The sequence below is a fragment of the Ulvibacter sp. 2210JD10-4 genome (assembly GCF_058148525.1).
Map to the genome: position 1 here is coordinate 454,802 of NZ_JBYVJZ010000001.1, position 26,814 is coordinate 481,615.

General features: G+C 38.5%; 25 protein-coding genes. All 25 read left to right on the top strand.

Going from position 1 to position 26,814, the window contains the following annotated elements:
- Positions 1–30 precede the first annotated feature (30 nt).
- The 25 genes from ACY2RT_RS02240 to ACY2RT_RS02360 all read left to right on the top strand — a co-directional run bounded on the left by ACY2RT_RS02240 (position 31) and on the right by ACY2RT_RS02360 (position 26,631).
- Positions 31–1,221, top strand: a complete 1,191-nt coding sequence (locus ACY2RT_RS02240) for an acetyl-CoA C-acyltransferase (RefSeq protein ID WP_490154242.1) — start codon at positions 31–33, stop codon at positions 1,219–1,221.
- A gap of 48 nt (positions 1,222–1,269) precedes the next feature.
- Complete coding sequence (locus tag ACY2RT_RS02245) at positions 1,270–3,078, top strand: acyl-CoA dehydrogenase FadE (RefSeq protein WP_490154243.1); 1,809 nt, start codon at positions 1,270–1,272, stop codon at positions 3,076–3,078.
- A 124-nt stretch (positions 3,079–3,202) separates the two neighbouring features.
- Positions 3,203–4,069, top strand: coding sequence for a TolB-like translocation protein (locus ACY2RT_RS02250; RefSeq protein WP_490154244.1), 867 nt, complete (start codon positions 3,203–3,205; stop codon positions 4,067–4,069).
- Positions 4,070–4,156: 87 nt separating this feature from the next.
- Positions 4,157–5,488, top strand: a complete 1,332-nt coding sequence (locus ACY2RT_RS02255) for a M28 family peptidase (RefSeq protein ID WP_490154245.1) — start codon at positions 4,157–4,159, stop codon at positions 5,486–5,488.
- A 27-nt stretch (positions 5,489–5,515) separates the two neighbouring features.
- Positions 5,516–7,144 (top strand): M1 family metallopeptidase, encoded by a 1,629-nt coding sequence (locus tag ACY2RT_RS02260; protein WP_490154246.1) that lies wholly within the window; start codon positions 5,516–5,518, stop codon positions 7,142–7,144.
- Entirely contained in the window at positions 7,145–7,720 is a 576-nt protein-coding gene (locus tag ACY2RT_RS02265; RefSeq protein WP_490154247.1) for a YdeI/OmpD-associated family protein, read from the top strand.
- A 49-nt stretch (positions 7,721–7,769) separates the two neighbouring features.
- Positions 7,770–11,072, top strand: a complete 3,303-nt coding sequence (locus tag ACY2RT_RS02270; protein WP_490154248.1) for an amidohydrolase family protein — start codon at positions 7,770–7,772, stop codon at positions 11,070–11,072.
- A 6-nt stretch (positions 11,073–11,078) separates the two neighbouring features.
- A complete protein-coding gene (locus tag ACY2RT_RS02275) occupies positions 11,079–11,528 on the top strand; it encodes a DUF3291 domain-containing protein (RefSeq protein ID WP_490154249.1) in 450 nt (149 codons plus the stop codon).
- Complete coding sequence (locus ACY2RT_RS02280; protein WP_490154250.1) at positions 11,482–12,288, top strand: HEAT repeat domain-containing protein; 807 nt, start codon at positions 11,482–11,484, stop codon at positions 12,286–12,288. Before ACY2RT_RS02275 ends, ACY2RT_RS02280 begins: the two co-directional genes overlap by 47 nt.
- 177 nt (positions 12,289–12,465) lie before the next feature.
- Positions 12,466–12,843 (top strand): LysM peptidoglycan-binding domain-containing protein, encoded by a 378-nt coding sequence (locus ACY2RT_RS02285; protein WP_490154251.1) that lies wholly within the window; start codon positions 12,466–12,468, stop codon positions 12,841–12,843.
- 48 nt (positions 12,844–12,891) lie between these two features.
- Positions 12,892–13,650 (top strand): sulfite exporter TauE/SafE family protein, encoded by a 759-nt coding sequence (locus tag ACY2RT_RS02290; protein WP_490154252.1) that lies wholly within the window; start codon positions 12,892–12,894, stop codon positions 13,648–13,650.
- Positions 13,651–13,738: 88 nt separating this feature from the next.
- Entirely contained in the window at positions 13,739–16,939 is a 3,201-nt protein-coding gene (locus ACY2RT_RS02295; protein ID WP_490154253.1) for a WD40/YVTN/BNR-like repeat-containing protein, read from the top strand.
- A 73-nt stretch (positions 16,940–17,012) separates the two neighbouring features.
- Positions 17,013–18,224, top strand: coding sequence for a bifunctional alpha/beta hydrolase/OsmC family protein (locus tag ACY2RT_RS02300; RefSeq protein ID WP_490154254.1), 1,212 nt, complete (start codon positions 17,013–17,015; stop codon positions 18,222–18,224).
- Between the two features lie 83 nt (positions 18,225–18,307).
- Entirely contained in the window at positions 18,308–18,901 is a 594-nt protein-coding gene (locus ACY2RT_RS02305) for a superoxide dismutase family protein (RefSeq protein WP_490154255.1), read from the top strand.
- 66 nt (positions 18,902–18,967) lie between these two features.
- Positions 18,968–19,345, top strand: a complete 378-nt coding sequence (locus ACY2RT_RS02310; protein WP_490154256.1) for a nuclear transport factor 2 family protein — start codon at positions 18,968–18,970, stop codon at positions 19,343–19,345.
- 90 nt (positions 19,346–19,435) lie between these two features.
- Positions 19,436–20,008, top strand: coding sequence for a Crp/Fnr family transcriptional regulator (locus ACY2RT_RS02315; RefSeq protein ID WP_490154257.1), 573 nt, complete (start codon positions 19,436–19,438; stop codon positions 20,006–20,008).
- Between the two features lie 75 nt (positions 20,009–20,083).
- Positions 20,084–20,536 carry a carboxymuconolactone decarboxylase family protein gene (locus ACY2RT_RS02320; protein WP_490154258.1) on the top strand — a complete coding sequence of 151 codons (453 nt, stop codon included), beginning with the start codon at positions 20,084–20,086 and terminating at the stop codon, positions 20,534–20,536.
- A gap of 14 nt (positions 20,537–20,550) precedes the next feature.
- On the top strand, positions 20,551–20,982 hold the full coding sequence (locus ACY2RT_RS02325) for a DoxX family protein (protein WP_490154259.1): 432 nt from the start codon (positions 20,551–20,553) through the stop codon (positions 20,980–20,982).
- A gap of 141 nt (positions 20,983–21,123) precedes the next feature.
- Entirely contained in the window at positions 21,124–21,591 is a 468-nt protein-coding gene (locus ACY2RT_RS02330; RefSeq protein ID WP_490154260.1) for a DUF1572 domain-containing protein, read from the top strand.
- A 10-nt stretch (positions 21,592–21,601) separates the two neighbouring features.
- Entirely contained in the window at positions 21,602–22,123 is a 522-nt protein-coding gene (locus ACY2RT_RS02335; protein WP_490154261.1) for a DUF5946 family protein, read from the top strand.
- A 196-nt stretch (positions 22,124–22,319) separates the two neighbouring features.
- Positions 22,320–22,859 carry an inorganic diphosphatase gene (locus ACY2RT_RS02340; protein WP_490154262.1) on the top strand — a complete coding sequence of 180 codons (540 nt, stop codon included), beginning with the start codon at positions 22,320–22,322 and terminating at the stop codon, positions 22,857–22,859.
- Positions 22,852–24,129, top strand: a complete 1,278-nt coding sequence (locus tag ACY2RT_RS02345) for an APC family permease (protein ID WP_490154263.1) — start codon at positions 22,852–22,854, stop codon at positions 24,127–24,129. The genes ACY2RT_RS02340 and ACY2RT_RS02345 overlap by 8 nt, the downstream gene beginning before the upstream one ends.
- 148 nt (positions 24,130–24,277) lie before the next feature.
- Positions 24,278–25,147 (top strand): helix-turn-helix domain-containing protein, encoded by an 870-nt coding sequence (locus ACY2RT_RS02350; protein WP_490154264.1) that lies wholly within the window; start codon positions 24,278–24,280, stop codon positions 25,145–25,147.
- 121 nt (positions 25,148–25,268) lie between these two features.
- Positions 25,269–25,496: a hypothetical protein gene (locus ACY2RT_RS02355; protein WP_490154265.1), complete on the top strand. Its 228-nt coding sequence runs from the start codon at positions 25,269–25,271 to the stop codon at positions 25,494–25,496.
- A gap of 13 nt (positions 25,497–25,509) precedes the next feature.
- Entirely contained in the window at positions 25,510–26,631 is a 1,122-nt protein-coding gene (locus ACY2RT_RS02360) for an acyl-CoA dehydrogenase family protein (protein WP_490154266.1), read from the top strand.
- Positions 26,632–26,814 lie beyond the last annotated feature (183 nt).

Sequence of the window (26,814 nt, forward strand, 5' to 3'; positions counted from 1 at the left end):
ACTAAAATCTAATTACTCAACACTAAACAGATGAAAACAGCATATATAGTAAAAGCATATAGAACAGCAGTAGGGAAAGCACCTCGTGGAGTATTCCGTTTTAAGAGGCCGGATGAGTTGGCTGCTGAAACCATTCAGCACATGATGAATGAACTACCTCAGCTAGAGAAGACCCGTATCGATGATGTAATAGTAGGGAACGCAATGCCTGAAGCCGAGCAAGGCCTCAATATGGCACGTTTAATCTCCTTAATGGGGCTTAAAATTGAAGATGTTCCGGGAGTAACTGTAAATCGTTATTGTGCCTCAGGAGTAGAAACCATTGCGATTGCTACTGCGAAAATCCAAAGTGGAATGGCAGATTGTATTATTGCAGGAGGGGCGGAAAGTATGAGTTATATCCCCATGGGAGGTTACAAGCCTACCCCCGATTATAAAATTGCAAAAGAAGGTCACGAAGATTACTACTGGGGAATGGGGCTTACTGCAGAAGCAGTTGCCAATCAGTTTAACGTATCCCGCGAAGATCAGGATGAATTTGCGTACAACAGTCATATGAAAGCCCTTAAGGCACAAGCTGAAGATCGTTTTCAGGATCAGATCATCCCTATTGAAGTAGAACACACTTTTGTAAATAAAGCCGGAAAAAAGGAAACAAAGAATTACACAGTAACAAAAGACGAAGGGCCGCGAAAGGGAACCAATAAAGAAGCTTTGGCGAAACTCCGTCCTGTATTTGCAGCCAACGGAAGTGTTACTGCCGGAAACTCTTCACAAATGAGTGATGGTGCTGCCTTTGTACTGATCATGAGTGAAGAAATGGTGAAAGAGCTAAATCTGGAGCCTATTGCGCGTATGGTCAACTTTGCTGCAGCAGGAGTCGAACCACGCATTATGGGGATTGGACCTGTAAAAGCAATTCCAAAAGCACTAAAACAAGCCGGTATGAAACAGGATCAAATAGATCTGATCGAATTGAACGAAGCATTCGCTTCACAATCACTGGCGGTAATTCGTGAATTGAACTTGAATCAGGATATCGTTAATGTAAATGGTGGAGCCATAGCATTAGGCCACCCTTTGGGATGTACCGGAGCAAAATTATCTGTGCAATTATTTGACGAAATGCGTAAGCGAGATATGAAAGGTAAATACGGGATGGTCACCATGTGTGTAGGTACGGGCCAAGGTGCTGCAGGAATTTATGAATTTTTGAATTAGAAGTTAGAGCCAAGAAACTTGAATCTTGATTCTCAAAATAGAAATACTATGAATACAGAAACAAATAACAAAGACATACTTAGAGGCGGCCAGTTTTTGGTAAAAGAAACTGCATGCGAAGATATATTTACTCCGGAAGACTTTTCCGAAGAACAAAAAATGATGAAAGAAGCTGTAATGGAATTCAACGACCGGGAGATCATTCCTTACAGAGATCGTTTTGAAAAAAAGGATTATGCATTTACAGAAGAAGTAATGCGTAAAGCCGGTGAACTTGGATTTTTAAGCGTAGCAGTACCTGAAGCCTACGGTGGCTTGGGAATGGGTTTTGTGTCTACCCTACTCACTTGTGATTATATTTCCAGTGGAACAGGATCCTTTAGCACGGCATTTGGTGCTCATACAGGAATTGGAACCTTACCAATTACTCTATATGGAACCGAAGAACAAAAACAAAAATACGTCTCTAAATTAGCATCCGGAGAATGGTTTGGTGCTTATTGCCTAACAGAACCTGGAGCAGGAAGTGATGCCAATAGTGGTAAAACAAAAGCGGTACTTAGTGAAGATGGTACTCATTATAAGATAAGTGGACAAAAAATGTGGATTTCCAATGCAGGGTTTTGTAGTTTGTTTATCGTTTTTGCGCGTATAGAAGATGACAAGAATATTACAGGATTTATTGTTGAAAACGACCCAAGCAACGGAATCACTTTAGGTGAAGAGGAACACAAATTAGGAATTCGCGCTTCATCTACCCGCCAGGTATTCTTTAATGACACTATAGTTCCTGTTGAAAATATGTTATCCACTCGTGGTAATGGATTTAAAATTGCAATGAATGCGTTGAATGTAGGTAGAATTAAATTAGCAGGCGCTTGTTTAGACTCACAAAGACGTGTTACTACAGGGGCTACCCAATATGCAATAGAACGTAAACAATTCAACACTCCAATTGCCGAGTTTGGAGCCATTAAATCCAAAATTGCCGAAATGGCAATGAATGCATATGTAGGAGAATCTGCTACTTATCGTGCAGCAAAGAATATTGAGGACCGTATCGCAATTAGAATTAGCGAAGGCAATACACATCAGGAAGCTGAATTAAAGGGTGTCGAAGAATATGCTATTGAATGTTCTATCCTGAAAGTTGCTGTTTCTGAAGACATTCAGAACTGTGCAGATGAAGGAATTCAGATTTTTGGAGGAATGGGATTCTCTGAAGATACCCCAATGGAAGCAGCCTGGAGAGACGCACGAATCGCAAGAATATATGAAGGAACCAACGAAATAAACCGGATGCTATGCGTTGGAATGCTGGTAAAGAAAGCTATGAAAGGACATGTGGACCTTTTAGGCCCGGCTACAGCAGTAGGGAAAGAACTCATGGGAATTCCTTCTTTTGAAACTCCGGATTATTCAGCGGTACTTTCCGAAGAAAAAGCAATGGTCGCAAAATTAAAAAAAGTGTTCTTAATGGTAGCAGGTGCTGCAGTACAAAAATTTGGACCGGAACTTGAAGAACACCAGCAAATGTTATTGGCTGCATCTAATATATTAATCGAAATCTATATGGCAGAAAGTGCAATTCTTAGAACCGAAAAGAATGCAAAGCGTTTTGGTGAAGATACTCAGAAAGAACAGATTGCCATGTCCAAATTGTATCTATACCATGCGATAGACATTATCGACACTAAGGCAAAAGAAGCTATCATTTCCTTTGCTGAAGGAGACGAACAGCGTATGATGCTTATGGGACTAAAACGTTTTACCAAGTACCAAAATATGCCCAATATAGTTGGGATGCGTAATACGATTGCTGAAAAAGTTATAGCGGAGAAGAAGTATCCGTTTTAAGAGTCAATTTTTTTAAGATTGAAAATTGGTTAGTTAGTTAGTTGAAAAGCCACCTCGTAACGAGGTGGCTTTTGTTTTTAAAACTTGGCTTAAACTTTGCTATATTTAAATCAAAATTATTACCATGCTACAAAGACTAACTTATATATTTTGTATACTAAGTACTTCACTCCTGGCCCAATCCAATACAGATGTATTCGTTATGGATATTGCTACTTCTGAAAACGGGCTGGAAATAACAAACTTTAAAAATATTTCAAACAATCCGGGATATGATAGTCAACCCTCATTTGCTTTTGGATTGATTCTGTATGCAGGAACCGAAGAGGATCAAACCGATATCCGGGCGTGGCAAATAAAAGCAGGCACTACAGAGACTGTAAATCAAAAGACCTCCGGAGGAGAATATTCTCCCCAACTGGCTGCAGATGGCGTTGGGTTTACCGCTGTCCGTCTGGACACTACAGGACTACAAAGGCTTTATTACTATGATAATAAAGGAAAATCACATCTATTGATAAAAGATCTGCAAGTTGCTTATTATACCTTCTATGATAAGAAAACTTTGGTGTCGTCCGTTCTTTCAGGTGATCAACTTGACCTTGTTATAACAGACCTGCCTACACAAGCGAATGATACTATTTTAAAAGGTTCCGGAAGGTCTATCCACAAAATACCGGATACCGATGCTGTGAGTTATACTGCTCTAAATGAAGAAGGTAATTATGACGTTTATCAAATTGACATGAAAAGCAGAGAGAGCTATTTTATTACCGAATTGCCAATCGGAATACAAGATTATGCCTGGTTAAATGATTCACAAATGATTTTGGGAAGCGGAACAAAACTTTTTATATATGATACGCTGGGAAATGCTAAATGGGAAAAGGTCGCAGATCTTTCAGAATATAAAATAAAAGATATCACTCGCCTGGCTGCCAGTCAACTTTTTAATAAATTGGCCATAGTGGCCGAACCACACAGTAATTAATTGACTTTCTAAGATCATGTAGAAAAATGTTCTTTAACAAGAACTAATAATAAATCTTTCGTTATTTTTATTGCAAACAATTGGACAATGAAGATTTGTATTTCTACTTTCGGTTTATTTTTTACAGTAATTTCATTTGCGCAAACCGATGCACGAATCTATGATATCATCAATGCCGTTTCAGCAGAAAGAATTGAAGCCGATATTACCAAACTTGTTGGTTTCGGTACCCGCCACACACTTAGCGACACCCTTTCGCAAACCAGGGGGATAGGTGCAGCCCGAAGGTGGATCAAATCTGAGTTCGATGCAATTTCAAAAGATTGTAATGGATGCCTTGATGTATTTTATCAGAAGGATCTGGTTAAAAAAGGGGAGAACAAGCGTATTGTAAAAGATGTTTGGGTCGTGAATGTAGTGGCTGTTCAAAAAGGAACCAAATACCCCAACCGCTATATAGTGATGAGTGGAGATATTGATTCGCGCGTGAGTGATCCTAACAATTTCACTTCAGACTCGCCCGGAGCGAACGATAATGCCAGCGGAATGGCAGGTGCTATTGAAGCGGCACGAGTCCTTTCCAAATATACTTTTGAAAGTAGTATCATATATGTAGGCTTGAGTGGTGAAGAGCAGGGTCTGTTTGGAGGTAAAGGTTTAGCTCAATATGCCAAGGACAAGGGTTGGGAAATTATTGGTGTTTTAAACAATGATATGATCGGAAACATTAAAGGTGTGAATGGCGTCGTTAGTAATCGTGATTTTAGAATATTTTCTGAACCTGTGCCTCCTACCGAAACAGAACAACAAAGAAGATCCCGCCGTTTTTATGGTGGCGAAGTGGATGGCATATCTCGCCAGTTGGCACGTTATGTGTATAAAACTACAAAAACCTATATGCCGGAAATGAATCCCACACTCATATATCGCTTAGACCGCTTTGGGCGTGGCGGGCACCATCGTCCGTTCAATGATGCAGGATTTCCGGGTATTCGAATCATGGAATCCCATGAAAATTATACACAACAGCATCAGGACATTCGTATGGAAAACGGTATTGAATATGGAGATAAGTTAAAATTTGTAAATTTTGAATATGCTAGAAAATTAACTGCTGTAAATGCCATTAATATGGCCAGTATCGCCTGGGCTCCTCCTACTCCTGAAAATTTAGCTATTGGAGGAATCGTAGAACCTTCGGTAAAATTAAAATGGGATAAGGTAAATGGCGCTGTAGGATACAAGATCTACTGGCGTGATACAACATCCCCAACATGGGATCATAGCCGTTTTGTAGGTGACATTTCGGAATATACATTGGAAGGTATCGTAATTGACAACTATCTCTTTGGAGTAGCTGCTGTTGGTGCAAAAGGCCATGAAAGTGTTGTTGTGTTTCCCAGTAAAATTTTTAGATGATGAAATTACCGTTAATACATTAAAGTAATGAAAAACCTTATAACTCTATTTACCATTGCTCTGCTGAGCATCTCTGCTTTTTCTCAAAACTTCACCCGTCAAGATACGCTTCGGGGAAGCATAACTCCAGAACGAGCCTGGTGGAATATCACTTATTACAATTTGGCGGTTGAAGTACAACCGGATAAAAGATTTATTCAAGGGAGTAACATTATAACATATACTGTTTTAGAAGAAAATGATGTCATGCAGATCGACCTTCAGGAACCTATGAAGATCGATAGAATTCTTCAGGGTGAAAAAGAACTGAAATTTACTTCGGAAGGAAATGCTCATTTTGTTCAACTTAAGGAAACACAAAAAAAAGGACGTGAATATGAATTGACCATTTATTTTTCCGGACACCCCAGAGAAGCACGCAATGCACCGTGGGACGGTGGTTTTTCATGGAGAAAGGACAGCAACGGAAAACACTTTATCGCTACATCAAATCAAGGGATCGGGGCCAGTATTTGGTGGCCTAATAAAGACCACGCTTACGATGAACCTGAGAATGGAACCCACCTTGCCATAACTGCTCCAAAAGACCTGATAGCTGTTGGTAACGGAAGGCTAAAAAGTAAAGAAGACCATGGTACTACCAGAACCTGGCATTGGGAAGTAGTAAACCCCATTAATAATTATGGAATAAATATAAATATTGGTGATTACGTACATTTTGGAGAAAAATATGAAGGACTGAAGGGTGAATTGGATATGGACTATTGGGTGCTTAGAGAAAATGAAAAAAAAGCAAAAAAACAATTTACTCAGGTGCCTATGATGATGCGCGCTTTTGAACATTGGTTTGGCCCGTACCCATTTTATGAAGATAGTTTTAAGCTTGTTGAAGTTCCTTATTTAGGAATGGAACACCAAAGTAGTGTTACCTACGGTAATGCATACGAAAATGGATATTTAGGAAGAGATTTATCTGGTTCGGGCTGGGGTTTAAAATTTGATTTTATTATAATTCATGAAGCCGGACATGAGTGGTTTGCCAATAACATTACATATATAGATGTGGCAGATATGTGGATTCATGAAGGTTTTACAGCCTATTCGGAAAATTTGTATTTGGATTATCATTTTGGCAGCGAGGCTTCGTCAGATTATGTATTGGGTACTCGCAGGTTGATACAAAATGACCGCCCTTTAATTGGCGTCTACAATGTTCATAATGAAGGTAGTAGTGATATGTATTACAAAGGAGCAAATATTTTGCACACCTTGCGACAGTTGGTAGAAGATGATGAAAAATGGAGAGCAATGCTTCAGGGGTTAAACAAAGAATTTTACCATAAAACTGTTTCAAGTAAACAAGTTGAAGACTATTTGAGTGAACAGAAAGGTATAGATCTAAGTCAGTTCTGGGATCAATATTTACGTACTACAATGGTTCCTTTAGTAGAATATAAAGTAGAGGGTAATCAATTACAGTTTCGGTATAAAAATATCATCGAAAACTTTGATATGCCAGTAATAGCTATTGTAAATGGAAAAGAGGAATGGATTTTTCCTTCTTCAGAATGGAAAACAAAAGAATTTCCTTCTACCATTGAAAGTGTAGACGTTAAAAAAGATTTCTATGTAGAGTCGAAAGAAATACGTAGTTAAATGAACACGGAAAAGCCGGAACTTTTTTTTCCTCGCGATATAGAATGGCGTGAATGGCTGCATATAAATCACCAAAGTCATCCACAGGGTGTTTATCTCATTTTTTACAAACTCGAATTAAAAACCCCCACGATGCGTTGGGAAGAGGCGGTAAAAGTGGCACTTTGTTATGGTTGGATCGATAGTACCGTGAAAAGTTTAGGTAACGGTAAACGAAAACAATACTTTTGCCCCCGTAGTCCTAAAAGTACCTGGAGTGCGCTCAACAAATCTTATATCAAGGAGTTAGAACCAGAAGGGTTTATTCATGAAAGTGGATGGAAAATCATTGAGCTTGCTAAAGAAACAGGGACATGGTCTGCTATGGATGATGTGGAAAATTTGGTTATTCCACCTGAATTGAAAAAAGCATTTAAAGCAAATCCTAAGGCGTATAAAAACTATCAAAGTTTTGCGCCCGGGTATCGTAAAGGGTTCTTGAGTTGGCTATATCAAGCAAAACGGAAGGAAACCCGTGAAAAAAGAATTATAGAGATTATCAGACTTTGTAAGGCAAATATAAAAATGCGTCAATAATATCTTTTCTAAAAGTGCTATATTTAAACCTCTAAAAAAACCGATCAAAATGCGAATCCTCTTATCATTGCTAGTAATAGCCTGTACGTTATCGTTACAAGCACAAAAAAAGAAGAATAAAAAAGATAAAAAAGAAGACACCAAATGGAGCGTTGCTGCTCCCGGGGATGATTTTAACTACAAGACCCACAGTTTTACCACTAATGAAGGTACATGGATGAATCTTGATGTGAGTCCGGACGGACAAACAATTGTATTTGATATGTTAGGGGATATTTATACAGTACCCGTATCCGGTGGAAAAGCAAAAGCCATTCGTACCGGGATTCCGTTTGAGATCCAACCGCGTTTTAGTCCGGATGGTACAAAAATATCCTTTACAAGTGATGCAGGAGGAGGTGATAATATTTGGGTGATGAATGCAGATGGAAGTGATGTAAAACAAATTACCAAAGAGGATTTCAGATTACTCAACAATGCTGTTTGGATGCCGGATGGAAATTACCTAGTGGCCCGAAAACACTTTTCTTCCAGAAGAAGTTTAGGTGCCGGAGAAATGTGGCAATACCATATAACTGGTGGTAGTGGTTTGCAACTAACAAAGCGTAAAAACGATCAACAGGATGTAAATGAACCTTTCGTTTCGCGAGATGGGAAATATTTGTATTACAGCGAAGACATGTATCCCGGTGGATTTTTTCAATACAATAAGGATCCCAACAAACAAATTTATGCAATCAAAAGATATGATTTGGAAACCGGTGAAACCAAAACCATAACCGGTGGCCCGGGAGGTGCTGCACGACCTGTAGTTTCTCCTGACGGTAAAAAATTAGCTTTTGTAAAACGTGTCCGCACCAAAACCGTATTGTATATCCACGATCTGGAAACAGGAGAAGAACGCCCAATATTTGATCAATTGAATAAAGACCAACAGGAAGCCTGGGCAATTTTTGGGGTATATCCAAATTTTAACTGGATGCCCAATAGCACAGAACTTATTTTTTGGAGCGGTGGGAAAATCAATAAAATAAATACAAATTCTCTGGAAGTGAGTGACATACCATTTACTGCTGATGTAAAAATTGATCTTGCAAAAACCGTACATTTTAATACCCCGATCGAAACCGATAGTTTTTCTCCAAAAATGATCAGGCAAACAGTTACATCTCCTAACGGAAAAATTATTATCTTTCAGGCGCTTGGGTATCTTTGGAAAAAAGAGTTACCAAACGGAAAGCCAACAAGACTAACTAACGGCACCGATTTTGAGTTTGAACCGGAATTCTCCCCGAATGGAAACGATATTGTTTTCGTTACCTGGAACGATCTTGAGAAAGGTGCCATCTTTAAAGTACCTGTTTCAGGCGGAACTCCTGTAAAACTTACTTCAGCAAAAGGAATTTATCGTACTCCTTCTTTTTCTCCAAATGGAAATGCTATTGTTTTCAGAAAAGAAGACGGAAATACTGATCAGGGTTTTACACATACCAAAAATGCAGGAATATATACTATGAATGCATCCGGAGGTAATGAAGAAAAAGTTACCGATGATGGTCAATACCCTATCTTCAGTAATGATGGAAAAAGAATTTTCCTACAAACCGGAGGAGTTTATTTTGGAGACCTGACAAAAAAATTGATCAGCGTCAATTTAAAAGGAAATGATGAAAAGGAACACGTCTCTTCAAAATATGCAAATCGCTTAGTCCCCAGTCCTGACAATAAATGGATCGCTTTCTCCAACTTACACAAAGCGTTTGTAGCGCCGTTGGTGATGAGTGGTAAAGCTATCGATCTGGATAATAAATCTAACTACGTTCCGGTTTCACAGATCGCAAAGGATGCAGGAATAAGCCTACATTGGTCTCCGGACAGTAAAAAGGTGATGTGGACCTTGGGTGATGAATATTTTAGCAATGAGCTTAAAAATCGCTTCACCTTTTTGCCAGGTTCTCCTACTGAAGTCCCTGATATGACTACCGAAGGAATAAAAATAGGGCTTACAGCAACTGTCGATAAGCCTTCAGGAAGAATTGCCTTTACCAATGCCAGAATCATCACCATGGATGGGAATACTGTTTTTGAAGATGGGAACATTGTTATTAACGGCAACAAAATTGAAAGTATTGGGGAAGCTTCAAAAACACCCGTTCCGTCTGATGCTAAAGTATATCCAGCTAATGGAAAAACGATCATTCCCGGCTTAGTAGATGCACATGCTCATATAGGTGCATTTAGAAGCGGCCTGACTGTTCAGCAGAACTGGCAATTTCTTGCAAATCTGGCATTTGGAGTAACTACGGCGCACGATCCATCTGCAAATACAGAAACAGTGTTTTCACTTTCAGAATTACAAAAAAGTGGTGGTTTAACAGGGCCACGCCTCTACTCTACCGGGTTCATACTGTATGGAGCCGATGGTGATTTTAAAGCATTGATTAATAGTCTTGATGATGCAAGAAGTAATATTAGGCGTACCAAGGCCTTTGGTGCTCTAAGTGTAAAAAGTTACAATCAACCACGTCGTGAACAGCGGCAACAAGTATTACAGGCAGCACGTGAGTTAGGTATCAATGTTGTGCCGGAAGGTGGCTCAACATTCTATCACAATATCACTATGGTGATCGATGGACATACCGGGATAGAACATAACATTCCTGTCGCTCCGGTCTACAAAGATATACTGGAGATTTGGGGAAAAAGCGGAACCGGTTACACCCCTACTTTAGTTGTAAATTATGGAGGTTTAAGTGGAGAGTACTATTACTACCAACGGGACAATGTCTGGGAAAATGAAAAGCTACTGAGGTTCACTCCCCGGTCAATTATCGACAGTCGTTCACGTCACCGTACCATGGTTCCGGTAGAAGAATATGATAATGGTCACGTAAAGGTTTCCCGTGCTGTAAAAAGTCTGGCTGATGCAGGTGTAAAAGTGAATATGGGAGCGCATGGACAGCTACAAGGTTTAGGTGCACATTGGGAAACTTGGATGCTGGCTGCGGGTGGAATGACAAATATGGAAGCTTTAAAAGCAGCTACTATCAATGCAGCTAACTATATAGGTGCCGGAAATGATATAGGTTCCCTAAAAAAAGGAAAGCTGGCAGATCTGGTGGTTCTTTCTGAAAATCCTTTGGAGAGTATTGAAAACACACAAGCTATAGATATGGTAATGGCAAACGGACGCTTATATGATGCTGCCACCATGAATGAAATAGGAAATTATTCCGAAGAACGCAAACCATTTTACTGGGAGCAAAATAATTACAATCAGGCATTTCCATGGCATGAAGAAACACAGAGCTTCATGTACGGTGGTTGTGGTTGTCACATAGGACATAATTAATGTGATATGCATCTTGCACAGTTTAACATTGCAGAAGCTATTGCCCCCATTGACAGCCCTGTCATGGCAGATTTCGTTAACAATACGGAACGTATTAATGCTTTAGCAGATAAGAGCCCGGGGTTTGTTTGGCGTTTTACGGCTAATGAAAGTGATAATCCCTATTCGGTACAGGCCTTCGATTCAGAATTCATTTTAGTGAATATGAGTATTTGGAAAAGCTGGGAAAGCTTGTTCGATTTTGTTTACAAGTCGGACCACGCAGAGATCTTTAAACGGAAAAAGGAATGGTTCCACAAAATGCCAAAAATGTATATGGTTTTGTGGTATGTGGAAGAAGGTCACATTCCAACACTGGAAGAAGCTAAAGAACGCTTGGAATACCTTCAGAAAAAAGGAGAAAGTGCGTATGCCTTTACTTTCAAGAGTAAATACCAATGGAATGGCGTTTTATGACCTACCGAAAGAAGAACGTGTAAAAAAAGTTGCAGAGATACAGTTTCAACTTCAGGAAGCTGTTAAAAATACTGATGAAGATACATTCCTTGATCATTTTTCAGATGAAGATCTCTACATCCGGAAAGCTGCATATTTAGGGGTTGGAAGGGTTTACAATAGTGAAGTAACCCTACGAGAACCTATACTTTTACTACTTCAGAAATTAGTATCGGAAAAGGATGAACACGTTCGTCAGACGGTTGTGAATACTGCCGGTGAAATAGGCATGTTCCAATTTCAAAAAGTTTCAAAGATATTTGATAAGGCATTATTTGATGTGCATCACAAAGTGAGGAATGCCGTTATTGGATCACTCAAAAAAATGAGTCAAAAAAACCCGGGACCTTCCCTTGAATGGGCAAAGCAATTCTTAACACATCCCGATAAAGAGATCCGCAGACAGGTATGCCACGGAATTGAGCTAAGAGGGCGCACGCATCCGGAAGAGATCCTGCCTCTGCTAAAAGTGCTTCAGTATGAAGAAACCAAACGGGTTCGAAATACCCTTATCCACGTTTTGGGGCAAATAAGCTATAAAAAAGGATGCCTTCCTAAAGTGGTCGCTGCATTAAAGACCTGGGAAAATAAGATGCTGGTAAATGATGCAATTGATGAAATAGTAGATGTTCACAGTGAAAAAAGATATGTGAATTTCTCTGCCTTATCCCAACAGCAGGTAATTAATTATATTTCAGAACATTTGAATTCTAGTAAATGAAATCCATCTATTTATTTTTCTCATCAACTATTTCATTTAATTTCTGCAATACTGTTTAACTAAAAATACATGTCACATAACGAAAAACAATATTTATTGACATTAAAAACCCTTTTAATTTAGTGGCAAAATCACAAAATTTGTATCTTTAAGATTATAAACATAAAATTTACAAAAATGGTTAGAGCAAAATATCAAAGTGTTTTGGATTTAGGAGAAAAATTGAACATCCAAAATGGTGATGTTAAAGAAGAAAACGGACAATTAAAAGTGTGGGGGGTTGCTGCCACGCCTTACGATAAAAATATTCTTTGGGATGAGATCAAACGTGTAGGTGGTGATAATCCTAGTGATATCATGGCAGATATTACAGTTGCAGATGAATCTATTTATGCACGTCATACAGTTGCAAGTGGTGAATCTTTAAGTAAAATTGCCAAGCATTATTACAAAGATCCTATGAAATACAATTCAATTTTTGAAGCGAATAGAAATATCCTGAACAATCCGGATATGATCCATCCCGGACAGGAATTGGTTATTCCTAATCTATAGTTCAAAATAAAATAGTAATTTAAAACTGCCTTTCAAGGCAGTTTTTTTATGGCTGAAATTTTTTCTGAAATATCGATCTGGTTATTACTAACACTCTTTGTTCTGGGAGCTGCAGCATTTACTCTTTCTACAATTAGTGGTGGTGGTGGCGCTTTAATACAAATTCCTGTATTGAATTTTTTAATTGGAACCTCACAAACTGCTCCGGTAATTAACTTAGGAACAATGATTAGCCGTCCATCACGTATCATTTTGTTTTGGAAACATATTGTCTGGAAAGTCTTTTGGTATTATGTTCCTGCTGCTATATTGGGCGCAGTTCTGGCTGGCTGGCTCTTTACTGAAGTTAAGATACTGTGGATACAAATTCTGGTAGGACTCTTCTTAATAAGTACATTCTTTCAATATCGCTTTGGAAAAAAAGAGCGTTCTTTTCCGGTGAAGTTCTGGTATTTTATTCCTTTAGGATTTATTATTTCAGTCATTGGAACCTTTACCGGTGGAATGGGACCTATCCTAAATCCATTTTTATTAAATGCCGGAATTGAAAAAGAAGAGCTCATAGGGACCAAAGCAGCACAAGCATTCTTTCTTGGAATTGCTCAAGTAGGCAGCTATACATTCTTTGGATTACTTACCAAAGAACTCTGGGTATATGGAATTGCTATTGGCCTGGGTGCCACTTTGGGAAACATTATTGGCAGACAACTGCTTAAACTAATGAGCAAACGCTCTTTCAGGCAGTGGGTAATTGCAATAATGGTAATAAGCGGATTCGTTCTGTTAGTTAAAGCGCTTCTTTCTTAACATTTTATAAGTATATCTTCTACTAACATTTTAGTAACTTTAAAAATTCAAATGATTTTTTTCAAAAAACCAATCAATCAATAAAACGATGAAAAAAACAATACTCTTTGCATTGCTATGCATTGCAACAACACTTTCCGCACAACAATTTTCAATGGACATGCTTAAAGATATGAAGCCCCGGAATATAGGCCCCGGAGGAATGTCCGGACGGGTTACAGCCATTGATGTTGTGATCAACAACCCAGATATAATGTATGTGGGGACTGCTTCCGGTGGGCTCTGGAAATCAACCAGTGGTGGAGTTAAATGGAAGCCTATTTTCGATAACGAAGCAACTGCTTCAATTGGTGCAGTTGCTGTTCAGCAATCAAATCCATCCGTACTATGGGTAGGCACCGGAGAAGGTAATCCAAGAAATAGCTTAAATGGAGGCTATGGAATCTATAGATCCTTAGATGCCGGGAAAACCTGGACTTTAATGGGTCTGGAGAAAACTCGCCATATTCACCGCGTAATTATTGATCCTACTGACCCAAATACCATATATGTAGGTGCTATTGGTTCACCTTGGGGTGAACATCCTGAGCGTGGTGTTTATAAAACTACTGACGGCGGTAAAACCTGGAATAAGATTCTGTTCGCAAATAATAAGACCGGCGCTGCAGATATCGTAATGGACCCAAGCAATCCAAATAAGTTGATCGTTGCATTATGGGAACATAAAAGGGATCCATGGTTCTTTACCTCTGGAGGAGAAGGTTCAGGAATTTTCATCACACATGACGGAGGAGTAACTTGGGAAGAAAGGACCGATAAAGATGGCCTGCCTAAAGGCGAACTAGGAAGGATAGGAATTGCCATTGCAAGAAACAAACCAAATATTGTGTATGCATTGGTAGAAGCTAAAAAGAATGCTTTGTATAAAAGTGAAGACGGTGGGTTTACATGGAAAAAGATCAACGATAAGAATGATATTGGCAATCGCCCATTTTACTATTCTGAAATTTACGTAGACCCCGAAAATGAGAACAGAGTGTATTCAATTTATACATATGTAAATGTTTCTGAAGATGGTGGAAAGAATTTCCATCTATTAATGCCTGCTTATGGTGTTACCAATGGAGTACATCCGGACCATCATGCCTGGTGGATGCACCCAACGGACGGTAGCTTTATGATCGATGGAAACGACGGCGGCTTGAATATTACTCATGACGGTGGTAAAAGCTGGCGTTTTGTTGGTAATCTCCCGGTGGCTCAATTCTATCATATTAACGTAGACAATGAATTTCCATACAATGTGTATGGCGGGATGCAGGACAATGGTAGCTGGAGGGGGCCTGCCTATGTTTGGAAAGCACAGGGTATTCGTAATGATTACTGGCAGGAAATTTCTTTTGGAGATGGCTTTGATGTTGTCCCGGATAAAGACGACAGCCGTTATGGATGGAGTATGAGCCAGCAAGGCTATGTAAGCCGATACGATTGGATAACCGGAAATAATTATACCGTAAGACCTACGCACCCTGACCCAGAAGTAAGGCTTCGTTTTAACTGGAATTCTGCCATCAATATTGACCCATTCAATAACAATATTATTTACTTTGGAAGTCAGTTTGTACATAAGAGTACAGACAAAGGGCTGACATGGAATGTGATCTCTCCGGACCTTACTTCTAACGACCCTGAAAAGCAAAAGCAAAGTGAAAGTGGTGGTTTGACAATGGATGCTACAGGTGCTGAAAATTACACTACTATACTTGTGATCGAACCTTCTCCTTTAGAGCAAAATATGTTGTGGGTAGCCACAGATGACGGAAGAGTACATTATACTCAAAATGGTGGGCAAAACTGGAATGATGTTACAAAGAATCTTGTTGGATTACCCTCGGGTAGCTGGATCACTCAGGTAAAAGCTTCCAATAAAAATAAAGGTGAGGCTTTACTGGTTGCCAACGATTACCGAAGATTTAATTATACTCCTTACGCCTATAGGACCATCGACTATGGAAAAACCTGGAAACGTATTGTAGACAGCAATGATGCTATTAGTTATGCCTTAAGTATTGTAGAGGACCCTATAGAAAAGAATCTACTGTTTTTAGGTACGGATGACGGGCTGTATATTTCTATTGATGCCGGAAATTCATGGACGAAATGGACCAATGGTTTTCCTACCGTTTCGGTAAAAGACCTGGTGATCCAGCCACGTGAACATGATCTGGTGATTGGCACCTTTGGACGGGCTGCATGGGTATTGGATGATATTCGTCCACTACGGGAAATAGCAAAGAACCGGTCCGTTTTAGCTTCAGAATTAGCAGTTTTCAACCCTCCAACGGTTTATCAGGCTGCTTACCAGCAACCAACCGGAAGCCGTTTTGGAGGAGATGCCCTGTATAACGGTGAGAATAGAGACTACGGTGCGCATATTACCTATTATTTTCAGAAAAAGGAAACTGAAGAAGAAAGTGATACTGATGAAGAAAAAGAAGATACGGATACTTCCGAAGAAAAAGGAAAACCCAGTAAAGATTCCATTTATATGAAAGTCTATAATGGTAATCAATTGATACGTACACTTAAAGAAAAGCTTCCGGACAGTACCGGGATCTACAGATGGACCTGGTCTCTGGACGAAGCCGGAGTGGACAGACCTTCACGTGAAATCCGTAAACGTGAAGAGGAACCGGGCGGTACAGATGTAAAGCCGGGAACCTATAAAGTTGAACTACAGTATATGGATAAAACAGCTACTACCAGTGTTACGGTAGAAAGTGACCCAAGGTTGCAAATTTCACAAAAGGCCATTGATGAAAGTTATACTACTTCCAAAAAGCTGGAAACACTTACCCAACTTGCTGCCGATGCAGTAAAACAACTGGTAGAGAGTAAAAATACCGCTGAAGATTTCAGTAAGAAAATGAAAAAGAAAGATGATGAAAAATACAAAGAGGAGATAAAAATAAGCAAAGAAATTGTAAAGAAAGTAGATTCGCTTGTTGCTTTATATCTGGGTAAAGAAGACAAACGGCAAGGTATTACACGCAACCCTGAAGTGAATGTCATGCAACGCATAGGTACAGCAAACTGGTATAGTGGCAGCCGTCCTAACGGAATGACAAAGACCGAAGAAACTTTGGTACAACATGCTCAAGACCAACTGGATGATGCCTTAGAGCAAACCAATGAATTCTTTACTACCCAATGGAGTGAATATCGGTCTAATATGGAAGAAGTGGACCTCTCTCCTTTTAAAGAAATAAAGACGTTTAAGACAAATTAAAGTAGCAGGATCAATTGGTGCAAGTTTTTAAACTTTTGGCGACTTAACCAAAGCTAATGATACAATAGCTCTTATGAATATTCAAAAAATCTCTTTTAAGAACAATGACGGGCAAAATCTCTCCGGAAGGTTAGAATTGCCTGTAAACCGCCATCCTCATAATTTTGCGCTCTTCGCCCATTGCTTTACATGTAATAAAAATCTGTCGGCAGTCAGAAACATCAGCAGGGCATTAACCTCAGCCGGGATAGGTGTTTTACGTTTTGATTTTACCGGCCTTGGTGAAAGTGAAGGTGATTTTGAAGACACTAATTTTTCGGGAAATGTTGAAGACCTTATTGCTGCTTCCAATTACCTGAAAGAAAACTATGAATCCCCTTCCCTGCTCATTGGGCATTCTTTAGGAGGTGCCGCAGTGATCTTTGCTGCTTCAGAAATTGCTTCGGTCAAAGCAATTGCAACCATAGGTGCTCCCAGTAATCCGGAGCACGTACAGCATTTGTTAAAGAGCAATCTATCTGAAATTCAGGAAAAGGGATTAGCGGAAGTCAATCTGGGCGGAAGAAATTTCACGATCAAAAAACAGTTCTTAGAGGACCTGGAAAAGAAATCCCTGCCTGAGGTTGCTAAAAATCTTCGGAAATCATTACTGATCCTACATTCGCCTCAAGATGCTACCGTAGGAATTAAAAATGCCGAAGAGATCTACATTGCAGCACACCATCCCAAAAGTTTTGTATCATTGGATGGTGCAGACCATTTACTTAGTCAAAAAAAGGATTCGCTCTATACCGGAAAAGTAATTGCCGAATGGGCCTCCCGCTACCTGGATATTCCTGAAAGCTCTAAAATTCGAAGTAATCACGAGGTGGCAGCGAGCCTGGATGAAGAGAACGGATTTACAACCCAGATGAAATTGGGAAATCACTATATGATGGCTGATGAGCCGGAACATGTTGGTGGTAATGACTTTGGCCCCAATCCGTATGAGTTTGTTTCGGCGGGTCTGGCAGCCTGTACTGCCATGACCATTCAAATGTATGTAAGGAGAAAGCAATGGGACCTTAAAAATGTGGAAGTACATATCGATTATGGTAAGGATTATGCTCAGGATTGTGAAAATTGTGAGCAGGATTCGGCTAAGATCGACACGTTTACTCGGGAAATAAAACTGGAAGGTGACCTGGACGAAAAACAGATCGCACGTATCCTGCAAATAGCTGACAAGTGCCCGGTACACAAAACACTGCATACGGAGACACAGGTGATCACAAAGCTTGTTTAAAAAAGCCGGATTCTTTTTTTGGATTACGACGGAATCGCATTACCTTTAATAACCTCTAATATCTAATCACTAAAAAGAGTACTATGAAAAAATTAGCAGTATGTATTGCAACAATAGCGCTTGTAGCTTTTGTAAGTTGTAAAGACACTAAAAAAGAGACACAAACAGAAAAAATAACCGAAGTAGAAACCACTGAAGAAACGACCGAAAAGGTTACCCCAACCGTAAAAGAGGTCCATTTCGAGCTGGAATCTAAAAGTGAAAGTACTGCTGTTGGTAAAGTCACTTTTAAAGAAGTTGATGGAATGGTCACTTTAGAAGCCCACATGACTGGCCTGACCCCGGGTATACACGCAATCCACATCCATGAAAAAGCAGATTGTTCTTCACCGGATGGTAAATCTACCGGAGGGCACTGGAATCCTACCTTTACACAACATGGCAAATGGGGCGCTGCTGAAGGTTACCACAAGGGAGATATTGGAAATTTTGAAGCTGATGAAGCAGGTAACGGGACCATCACTATGCAAACAGATGAATGGTGTATAGGTTGTGGCGATCCCAATAAAGACATTTTGGAGAAAGCCATTATTGTACATGAAGGTGCGGACGATTTTGTAACCCAACCTACTGGTGCTGCCGGTGGAAGAGTAAGCTGTGGTGGGATTATAGAATAAGAGTTCTAAGAATTAGTAATTATTGCTAATGTACATAGACAGCAAATAAAAATTGTAATCATGAATATGGGTTTAGAAAAAAATAAAAAAATTGCTGTCGCATTTTACAAAATGGCATACGAAGGAAACCCTGCCAAGGCAGTAGCGCTATATGTTGGAAATGAATACATTCAACACAACCCTTTGGTGGGTGATGGAAAACAACCATTTATTGATTATTTTGAAAGAATGGCAAGGGAATATACTGATAAAAGTATTGAGTTTGTAAGAGCGGTGGCAGAAGGCAATCTGGTTGCTCTTCATACCCATCAAAAATGGCCTGGAAATGAGGAATATGTTACTATGGATTTCTTCAGGTTTGATGAAAATGGAAAAATCGTAGAACACTGGGATGCCATGCAACAAATTCCTGAAGAATCTGCAAATGGCAATACAATGTACTAATGCCAAAGTATCTGTTCCTTTTTATTACATTCGTTCAGTCTTAAAATAATTCTTCATATAGGTTAACGGCACTAAAAATATCTAAGCAAAATGAAAGAACAGATCAGAATGTATTTCAGTAGATATGTAGATTTTAGTGATACTGAAATAGATGAGATCTACTCTAAGCTAGCAGTAAGAACTTTTCTGAAAAAGGAATTTCTCTTAAAAGAAAACGCCATTTGTAAATGCAATTATTTCATTTTAAAGGGGGTAATCCGTTCTTTTTATATCGATGACAAAGGGAATGAGAAGATTACACAGTTTGCAATTGATAATTGGTGGGTAACAAATATGGAAAGTTTTGTCAAAGAAACACCTTCTACTCAGTATTTACAGGCTATTGAAGAAACAACTGTTCTTTACATATCCAAAGAAGCACTAGAAAGACTTTATGCAGAACATCCAAAACTCGAACGATCATTCAGGATTATTACCGAGAATATGTTAATTGCCAATCTTCGTAAGAGTGATGTTTTTCTTCAAATGAAAAGTAAAGAACGATACACACATTTTGTTGAAAATCAGCCGGATTTCGTTCAAAGAGTGCCACAATATATGATCGCTTCTTACCTCGAGATCACTCCGGAATATCTAAGTGAATTGAGGAAAGGCATCAGATAATCTGCTTTCTTAAGATATCTTAATTTTTGATTTGTTCACAGGCTATACATTTGTTACATATTTAAAAACTAAACTATGGAGCGAATTACAAATAAAGATATTCCCGGAGGAATGTTTGAAAATTTAAGGGTCATTGAAGATACTATAGTCAATTCTTCTTTAGAACGAAAATTGGTAGAAATGATTAGGTTGAGAACTGCTCAAAAAAATGGTTGCGCCTATTGTGTAGATATGCACTATAAAGAATTAAAGCATATAGGAGAGACTGAATTACGTTTATCTTCTTTATGTGTATGGGAAGAAACGCCATATTTTTCTGAAAAAGAAAGAACTGTACTCTATTTTACCGATACACTTACCAGATTGGATCGTGGACCAGTTCCTAATCAGATGTATACGTCTTTATTAGAATTCTTTTCTAAAGAAGAAATTTGTTATTTAACATTGACCATCTCTCAAAGCAACACCTGGAATAGGTTGATGAAAGTTTTTGGATTCACTCCGGGAAATTATGAAGTACAACATTAACACTATTACTCATCATGTATAAAAAAATAATAAAACTCTTTTTAAGGCTTGCAATTTCTGTCGGTTTTTTGTCAGCAGTCGCTGATAGGTTTGGAATGTGGAGTCCGGAAGTTTCTGTTTGGGGAAACTGGGCCCGTTTTCTGGAATCTACCAAACTAATAAACCCCTGGTTTCCAGATTCTATAATAGTTCCAATCGGAGTAATTGTAACAGCCGCTGAAATAATTTTCGCATTGTGTTTGATTGTTGGATTTAAAACAGAATTCTTTGCAAAGTTAAGCGGATATCTTGTGTTAGTTTTTGCTTTGTCTATGACGTTTTCAACAGGAATAAAGGGTGTTTTTGATTTTTCGGTATTAAGTGTAGCTGCCGGAGCATTCGCATTAAGTTTAATGAAAGAAAAGTATTGGGAACTGGATAGTTTGTTTTCTACTAAAGAGAGTTAGAAGAGTCACCAAGCGTTAATTCTATATTTCTGTTCTTTTCTACTATATTTGTTTTTCATTGAAAATAAATCTGTATATCTACTACTTTATTATCTACAAGATCGTGAGAGGTAATTAAAAAAGGTTACGAACATCTTATATATGGAAAATTCATATCAAATTGCAAATCGTTTCAGAGAAGTGCTTTTAAATGGTACATGGATAGCCAATACTAATTATAAACATCAATTATCCGGTGTTAGTTGGAAACAGGCAATACATAAAGTTGGGGAGTTGAACACTATTGCTGCCCTTACCTATCATATTAATTATTACTTAGCCGGTATTTTGAATGTTTTTGATGGAGGCCCTCTTGAAATTAGGGATGCATATAGTTTTAATGCCCCGGAGATTCGGTCAAAAGAAGATTGGGAAAGTTTACTGAACGAGATGTGGGCCAATGCTAAAAAATTCGCGGACCATGTTGAACATATGCCGGATCAAAAATTGGATGATTTTTTTGTAGATGAGAAATACGGGAATTACCGGAGAAACATCGAAGGAGTTATTGAACACAGCTATTATCATTTGGGGCAGATATCCTTAATCAAAAAAATGATAGGAAAATAGGGAAAAGACAATGCAAGATTATATTGATCTAGCCAAAAGGAATGGAGTTACTCTTTTAGATAAGGGTAAATGTCAATTCTGTGGCGCAGATACGAAAAGAGGTATTCACGAATGCTTAGAAATTTTTAATATTGGGTTTCAGAATATTAACTTTTCTGATAGTGCAAATCATATATATAGATTTCTGATTGTTGACGCTCATACATTACAACACCCTGAAATACATGGTAGATGGAGTAATCATTTTCATCTATCCAGACTGCATTTAGTTTTTAATTACGATGTTAACTGGACCTATGAACTATCTCCAAAACTAAGTAATCACCTAAATAAGTATAAAACTAATAAACAAGAAGAGTATCTAACTCCTCCAAAAGTTCTTGAAAGAGGTGAAATTACAACAACAGACATTATAGAACTATCCGGTAGTGAAACAGAATGTAAGAAATTGATTGAAGATTGGGCACTGGAAGTTTATAAAACATGGAACCATCATCATTCTGTAGTAGATAAAATAGCTAAGGGTTTTTAAATATTTAATCCTTCGAAGCCTTCCGTTGCGAGATTTTACAAAAGGTCTTTTACTGTAATGCTATTTGTTTAAATTTCAAACTAAATGAACAACGGGTTCCCCTCTTTTTGCTAACTTCGTGTCAGCGTAATGAAGTAATACACAAGTTCGTCATTGATAAGCTAAAAAGCATCTCAGTATCATAAAATCTTCAAAAATGAATGTACACCCATGGCATAATGTGAGTATTGGAAAAAATGCTCCGGAAACAGTAACAGGAATCATAGAGATCCCAAAAAACTGCAGGGCAAAATATGAGTTGGATAAGGATTCGGGAATGTTGATCCTGGACAGAGTTTTATACTCTTCCATAAATTATCCTGCGAACTACGGCTTCATTCCTCAAACATTCTGTGATGACGGAGACCCACTCGATATTTTAGTGGTGTCACAAATAGATATTGTACCTATGTGTTTGGTAGAAGCTAAGGTCATTGGCGTGATGCGAATGCTTGACGGTGGGGAGATGGACGATAAGATCATAGCAGTTGCCGCTAATGATATGAGTGTAAATCATATTAGTGATATTTCTGAATTACCTCCTCATTCCGTAAAAGAGTTACGGAGTTTTTTTGAGGATTATAAGAAATTGGAAAACAAATCTGTTGTCGTTGAAGAATTTCAAGGAAAGCAGGTTGCTATGGAAGTGATTCAACAAAGTATCATTGACTATACTAATAAATTCAGAAATGAATAAAAAAATAGGCCTAAAGGAAGCAATGTCCATTGGGATCGGAGGAATGGTTGGAGGTGGTATCTTTGCCGTTCTGGGTCTGGCAGTGTCATTAGCTCAGGGAGGTACTCCTATTGCCTTTTTATTTGCCGGAATTGTAGCATTGATCACCTCATACAGCTATGTAAAATTATCTCTTGCTTATCCGGACAGAGGAGGCACCGTGAAGTTTATCAATCAAGGCTTTGGAAAGGGTGTATTTAGTGGCAGTATGAATAATCTCCTATGGATAAGCTATATTATCATGCTGGCATTATACGCTTCGGCTTTTGGGTCATATGCTCCCAACCTTTATGAAGTTACAGGAAATAGAACAATAGATTTTCATATATATGCCAGTGCTATTATTGTTTTGGCAACTGCTATTAATTATTACAGTATTAAAGTGGTTGGCGCAATAGAATCCTATGCGGTCATCATTAAACTACTGATATTACTGTCCTTTATCGTCCTTGGTCTGTATGGACTTTCCGGAAATGAAAACTTAAGCCAGTTAGCCATTGAAAATTGGGAGTCTCCTTTAAGTTTATTAACCGGTGGGATGGTCATTTTTGTAGCCTATGAAGGTTTTGAGTTAATTGCAAATGCTACTCCGGATATTGAACAACCAAAAAAGAATATACCAAAGGCATACTATTATTCGGTACTGTTCGTAATCTTTTTGTATGTTATTATTGCTATTATAACTGTAGGCTCTTTACCTTTCAAAGTGATTGCGACAGCACAAGACTACGTCTTGGCAGAAGCTGCTAAACCGTTATTAGGAAAAATTGGTTTTTCAATTATTACCGTTGCTGCTTTAATTTCTACCTTTTCAGCGATCAATGCTTCTTTGTATGGAGGCAGTAAGGTGAGTTATGAGATATCTGAAGATGATGAACTTCCACACGAATTAACAAGCAAGCTTTGGAATCAGCCGATAGGTTTATTGATTACAGCAATTGCAACATTGGTATTGGCAAATACACTTAATCTTGAAAGTATATCGACTTCAGGGAGTGTAGGTTTTCTACTCCTATTTGCTGTCGTGAATTTTACAGGGTATCGATTATCAAAAACTATCAATGGAAACAGATTAATTCCATTAGCCGGGTTTATTTTATGTTCGATAGCTTTGGTAGCACTATTGGTTCAGCAATATTCTTCCAACAAAATGGGGGTTGTTATTGCTGTTTCAATTGTACTGGGCTGTTTTATAATGGAAGCTGTATACAAGCGTACCCGAAAAACATAATGATTTAGTTAAAAGAAACTATTGAAAGCTATAGTAGTTACAAAATATGGGACTCTAAAAGGTCTTCAACTAAAAGAGATAACAAAGCCCAAGATCTTATTCAAGATAATTACTTTTTACTAACTTAGTACCCAACACTACAATCAAAATGATAGTTGATGTCTACAAAATGCTTACAAAGGACCCGAAGTTCAATAAGGTCATTGGGAACGACTGTGTATTTCTGGAGTTTAACTGTCCGTTGGATGTTGAGAACTTTCAACTTTTTACAGAATCTCACTTGATCACCTATGTGATTAGTGGGAAGAAAGATTGGATCGCCCCTGATAAAAAATGTCAACTGACTGCCGGCGATGCCATATTTGCCCGAAAAGGGGTATACACCACAAAACAATACTTTGAAGTAGACTATTGTGTTCTGCTGTTCTTTTTAAACGATGCCTTTATTCAGAATTTTGTTCAGGAGAACCAATTCTCTGGAAGTTTAAAAACGTCCACAGGTGATTTTGAAAGCCTGTATGAGATCCATACAGACGAATCCTTTGTAACATTAACGCAAAGTATTTTCCATTATCTGAGCCAGTCTCAGAAGATTCCTCAAAACCTGGTAGAAATAAAGTTCAAGGAATTGCTCTATACTATTGTACTGAACCCAAGAAATCGGCAGTTACTTGAATTCTTTCAATCCATACACCTATCTGCCAAAAGTGATATTGAAGATACTATGCTGAAAAATTTTCAATTCGACCTGAAACTTGAAGAATTTGCCAAATTATGTGGTAGAAGCTTGTCCAGCTTTAAGAGGGATTTCAAAAATCATTTTAGCAGTACTCCTTCCAAGTGGCTTTTAAAAAAAAGGCTGGAGTATGCAAAAACCCTTCTTTTAGGTTCCGACCTGTCTATAAACGAGGTATGTTATGAAAGTGGCTTTAAGAATCCGTCACATTTTATAAGGGCATTCAAAAGTGAATATACGCTTCCTCCTAACCGGTTTAAGGCTTCCCAACTTAATGCTTAGCTTTTCTTATTCTGAAATGTAATACTCATGGACTGCTGAGTCTATTTTTTGGACTTTTAAGTAAACTCCTACCCTTCTCTTTATCAGATATTTGCATCGTATAATCATAAAACCAATAGCAATGATACTCAATAAAGTAACTACTGCCAATAGAAAAATTGTTTCTGAAAATCTATTCTCCGGAAAACAAATTTGGACGCATAAGTCCTTTTTTAGTGCAACTAAGCAATTCTTCTTGCAAAATTTATTCTTTTCAAAAGAAGATTTTTCACTCACCAATAATGACATTAAAATTGATGCTTTCGAATTAGACGAATTTCTTTATACCAACGGGAACTGCCTGGATTAAAAACAACTAAAAAATGGAAACTACAACTATAAAACAAGATCACAAGGTGATCATAGAATCCCTGAAGCGATCATTTAAAGAACGTGCCGTACAAAGTGACGAGCAAGGAACTTTTGTAAAGGAAAACTACAATGACCTGAAAGAGCACCGACTTTTCTCAGCTCTGATCCCTGAAGAACTGGGAGGATCAGGGATGGACTATAAGGAGATGTGCCAACTATTAAAGACCATTGCACAATACTGTGGTTCAACCGCTCTGGCCTTTTCCATGCATCAGCATTTGGTTGCAGCAGCTGTCTGGAAGTACAAACACAAGAAGATTGGTGAGGCCACACTACGGAAAATAGCCGAAAAGCAACTGGTCCTTGTAAGCACAGGCGCAAGGGACTGGCTGGGTTCTAATGGAGAGATGACACGTACGGAAAGTGGTTATCTGCTTTCGGCCAGAAAACATTTTGCAAGCCAATCAATAGCAGGAGATATTGCTATTACAAGTGCTCCCTTTTTAAATGAAAATAACGAATGGAAAGTGCTGCACTTCCCTGTACCATTAAACGCAGAGGGAGTCTCTATTATGGATGATTGGAATGTTATGGGAATGCGGGGAACCGGTTCTCACGGAATTGCCTTTGACAATGTCTTTGTACCGGAAAGTACCATTGCACTGGAACGAGACAGAGATGAGTTCCATCCTGTCTGGAATGTGGTCTTAACAGTTGCTATGCCCCTTATCATGTCTGTTTATGTAGGTATTGCCGAACGTGCTATGGAGATCGCAATAGCCAAAGGGAAAAATTACGGGCGCAATCAGGAACACATGAAATATAGTATTGGTAAGCTGAATAATAAATTGGTTGCTGCCCAATCACAATGGAAAGCTATGTATACATTGACCAACAACTTTAATTTTTCAATAGATAAAGACAATACAATACTTATGCTAAGCCTTAAGACTAACGTGGCTGAAGCTTGTAAGCAAACGGTTAGTGATGCAATGGAAACTATAGGCGGGCAGAGTTTCTATAAAAAGAACGAGCTTGAACGATTATTCAGAGACGTGCAGGCTGCTTCCTTCCACCCACTCCCCAGATGGAATCAATATGCATTTACCGGAGAGCGGTTGTTGAGTGAGTAACTCTATATACAAAATATAAATACTTACGGTTCAAGTTTTTTACTTGAACCGTAGTCTTTGTATACTATTGTTAAAGTAAATATGAAAACATTGTTTTGTCATTTTTTACAAATAATTAAGATTCCTTTTTACTACCTTAGTTCCTATACTGCTAACCATCTACAATAACCTTACTAAAGATAA

What these genes read in the sequence shown, in the direction of transcription:
- ACY2RT_RS02240 (WP_490154242.1), top strand. Translation starts at nt 31, where the DNA reads ATGAAAACAGCATATATAGTAAAAGCATATAGAACAGCAGTAGGGAAA.
- ACY2RT_RS02245 (WP_490154243.1), top strand. Translation starts at nt 1,270, where the DNA reads ATGAATACAGAAACAAATAACAAAGACATACTTAGAGGCGGCCAGTTT.
- ACY2RT_RS02250 (WP_490154244.1), top strand. Translation starts at nt 3,203, where the DNA reads ATGCTACAAAGACTAACTTATATATTTTGTATACTAAGTACTTCACTC.
- ACY2RT_RS02255 (WP_490154245.1), top strand. Translation starts at nt 4,157, where the DNA reads ATGAAGATTTGTATTTCTACTTTCGGTTTATTTTTTACAGTAATTTCA.
- ACY2RT_RS02260 (WP_490154246.1), top strand. Translation starts at nt 5,516, where the DNA reads ATGAAAAACCTTATAACTCTATTTACCATTGCTCTGCTGAGCATCTCT.
- ACY2RT_RS02265 (WP_490154247.1), top strand. Translation starts at nt 7,145, where the DNA reads ATGAACACGGAAAAGCCGGAACTTTTTTTTCCTCGCGATATAGAATGG.
- ACY2RT_RS02270 (WP_490154248.1), top strand. Translation starts at nt 7,770, where the DNA reads ATGCGAATCCTCTTATCATTGCTAGTAATAGCCTGTACGTTATCGTTA.
- ACY2RT_RS02275 (WP_490154249.1), top strand. Translation starts at nt 11,079, where the DNA reads ATGCATCTTGCACAGTTTAACATTGCAGAAGCTATTGCCCCCATTGAC.
- ACY2RT_RS02280 (WP_490154250.1), top strand. Translation starts at nt 11,482, where the DNA reads ATGCCTTTACTTTCAAGAGTAAATACCAATGGAATGGCGTTTTATGAC.
- ACY2RT_RS02285 (WP_490154251.1), top strand. Translation starts at nt 12,466, where the DNA reads ATGGTTAGAGCAAAATATCAAAGTGTTTTGGATTTAGGAGAAAAATTG.
- ACY2RT_RS02290 (WP_490154252.1), top strand. Translation starts at nt 12,892, where the DNA reads ATGGCTGAAATTTTTTCTGAAATATCGATCTGGTTATTACTAACACTC.
- ACY2RT_RS02295 (WP_490154253.1), top strand. Translation starts at nt 13,739, where the DNA reads ATGAAAAAAACAATACTCTTTGCATTGCTATGCATTGCAACAACACTT.
- ACY2RT_RS02300 (WP_490154254.1), top strand. Translation starts at nt 17,013, where the DNA reads ATGAATATTCAAAAAATCTCTTTTAAGAACAATGACGGGCAAAATCTC.
- ACY2RT_RS02305 (WP_490154255.1), top strand. Translation starts at nt 18,308, where the DNA reads ATGAAAAAATTAGCAGTATGTATTGCAACAATAGCGCTTGTAGCTTTT.
- ACY2RT_RS02310 (WP_490154256.1), top strand. Translation starts at nt 18,968, where the DNA reads ATGGGTTTAGAAAAAAATAAAAAAATTGCTGTCGCATTTTACAAAATG.
- ACY2RT_RS02315 (WP_490154257.1), top strand. Translation starts at nt 19,436, where the DNA reads ATGAAAGAACAGATCAGAATGTATTTCAGTAGATATGTAGATTTTAGT.
- ACY2RT_RS02320 (WP_490154258.1), top strand. Translation starts at nt 20,084, where the DNA reads ATGGAGCGAATTACAAATAAAGATATTCCCGGAGGAATGTTTGAAAAT.
- ACY2RT_RS02325 (WP_490154259.1), top strand. Translation starts at nt 20,551, where the DNA reads ATGTATAAAAAAATAATAAAACTCTTTTTAAGGCTTGCAATTTCTGTC.
- ACY2RT_RS02330 (WP_490154260.1), top strand. Translation starts at nt 21,124, where the DNA reads ATGGAAAATTCATATCAAATTGCAAATCGTTTCAGAGAAGTGCTTTTA.
- ACY2RT_RS02335 (WP_490154261.1), top strand. Translation starts at nt 21,602, where the DNA reads ATGCAAGATTATATTGATCTAGCCAAAAGGAATGGAGTTACTCTTTTA.
- ACY2RT_RS02340 (WP_490154262.1), top strand. Translation starts at nt 22,320, where the DNA reads ATGAATGTACACCCATGGCATAATGTGAGTATTGGAAAAAATGCTCCG.
- ACY2RT_RS02345 (WP_490154263.1), top strand. Translation starts at nt 22,852, where the DNA reads ATGAATAAAAAAATAGGCCTAAAGGAAGCAATGTCCATTGGGATCGGA.
- ACY2RT_RS02350 (WP_490154264.1), top strand. Translation starts at nt 24,278, where the DNA reads ATGATAGTTGATGTCTACAAAATGCTTACAAAGGACCCGAAGTTCAAT.
- ACY2RT_RS02355 (WP_490154265.1), top strand. Translation starts at nt 25,269, where the DNA reads ATGATACTCAATAAAGTAACTACTGCCAATAGAAAAATTGTTTCTGAA.
- ACY2RT_RS02360 (WP_490154266.1), top strand. Translation starts at nt 25,510, where the DNA reads ATGGAAACTACAACTATAAAACAAGATCACAAGGTGATCATAGAATCC.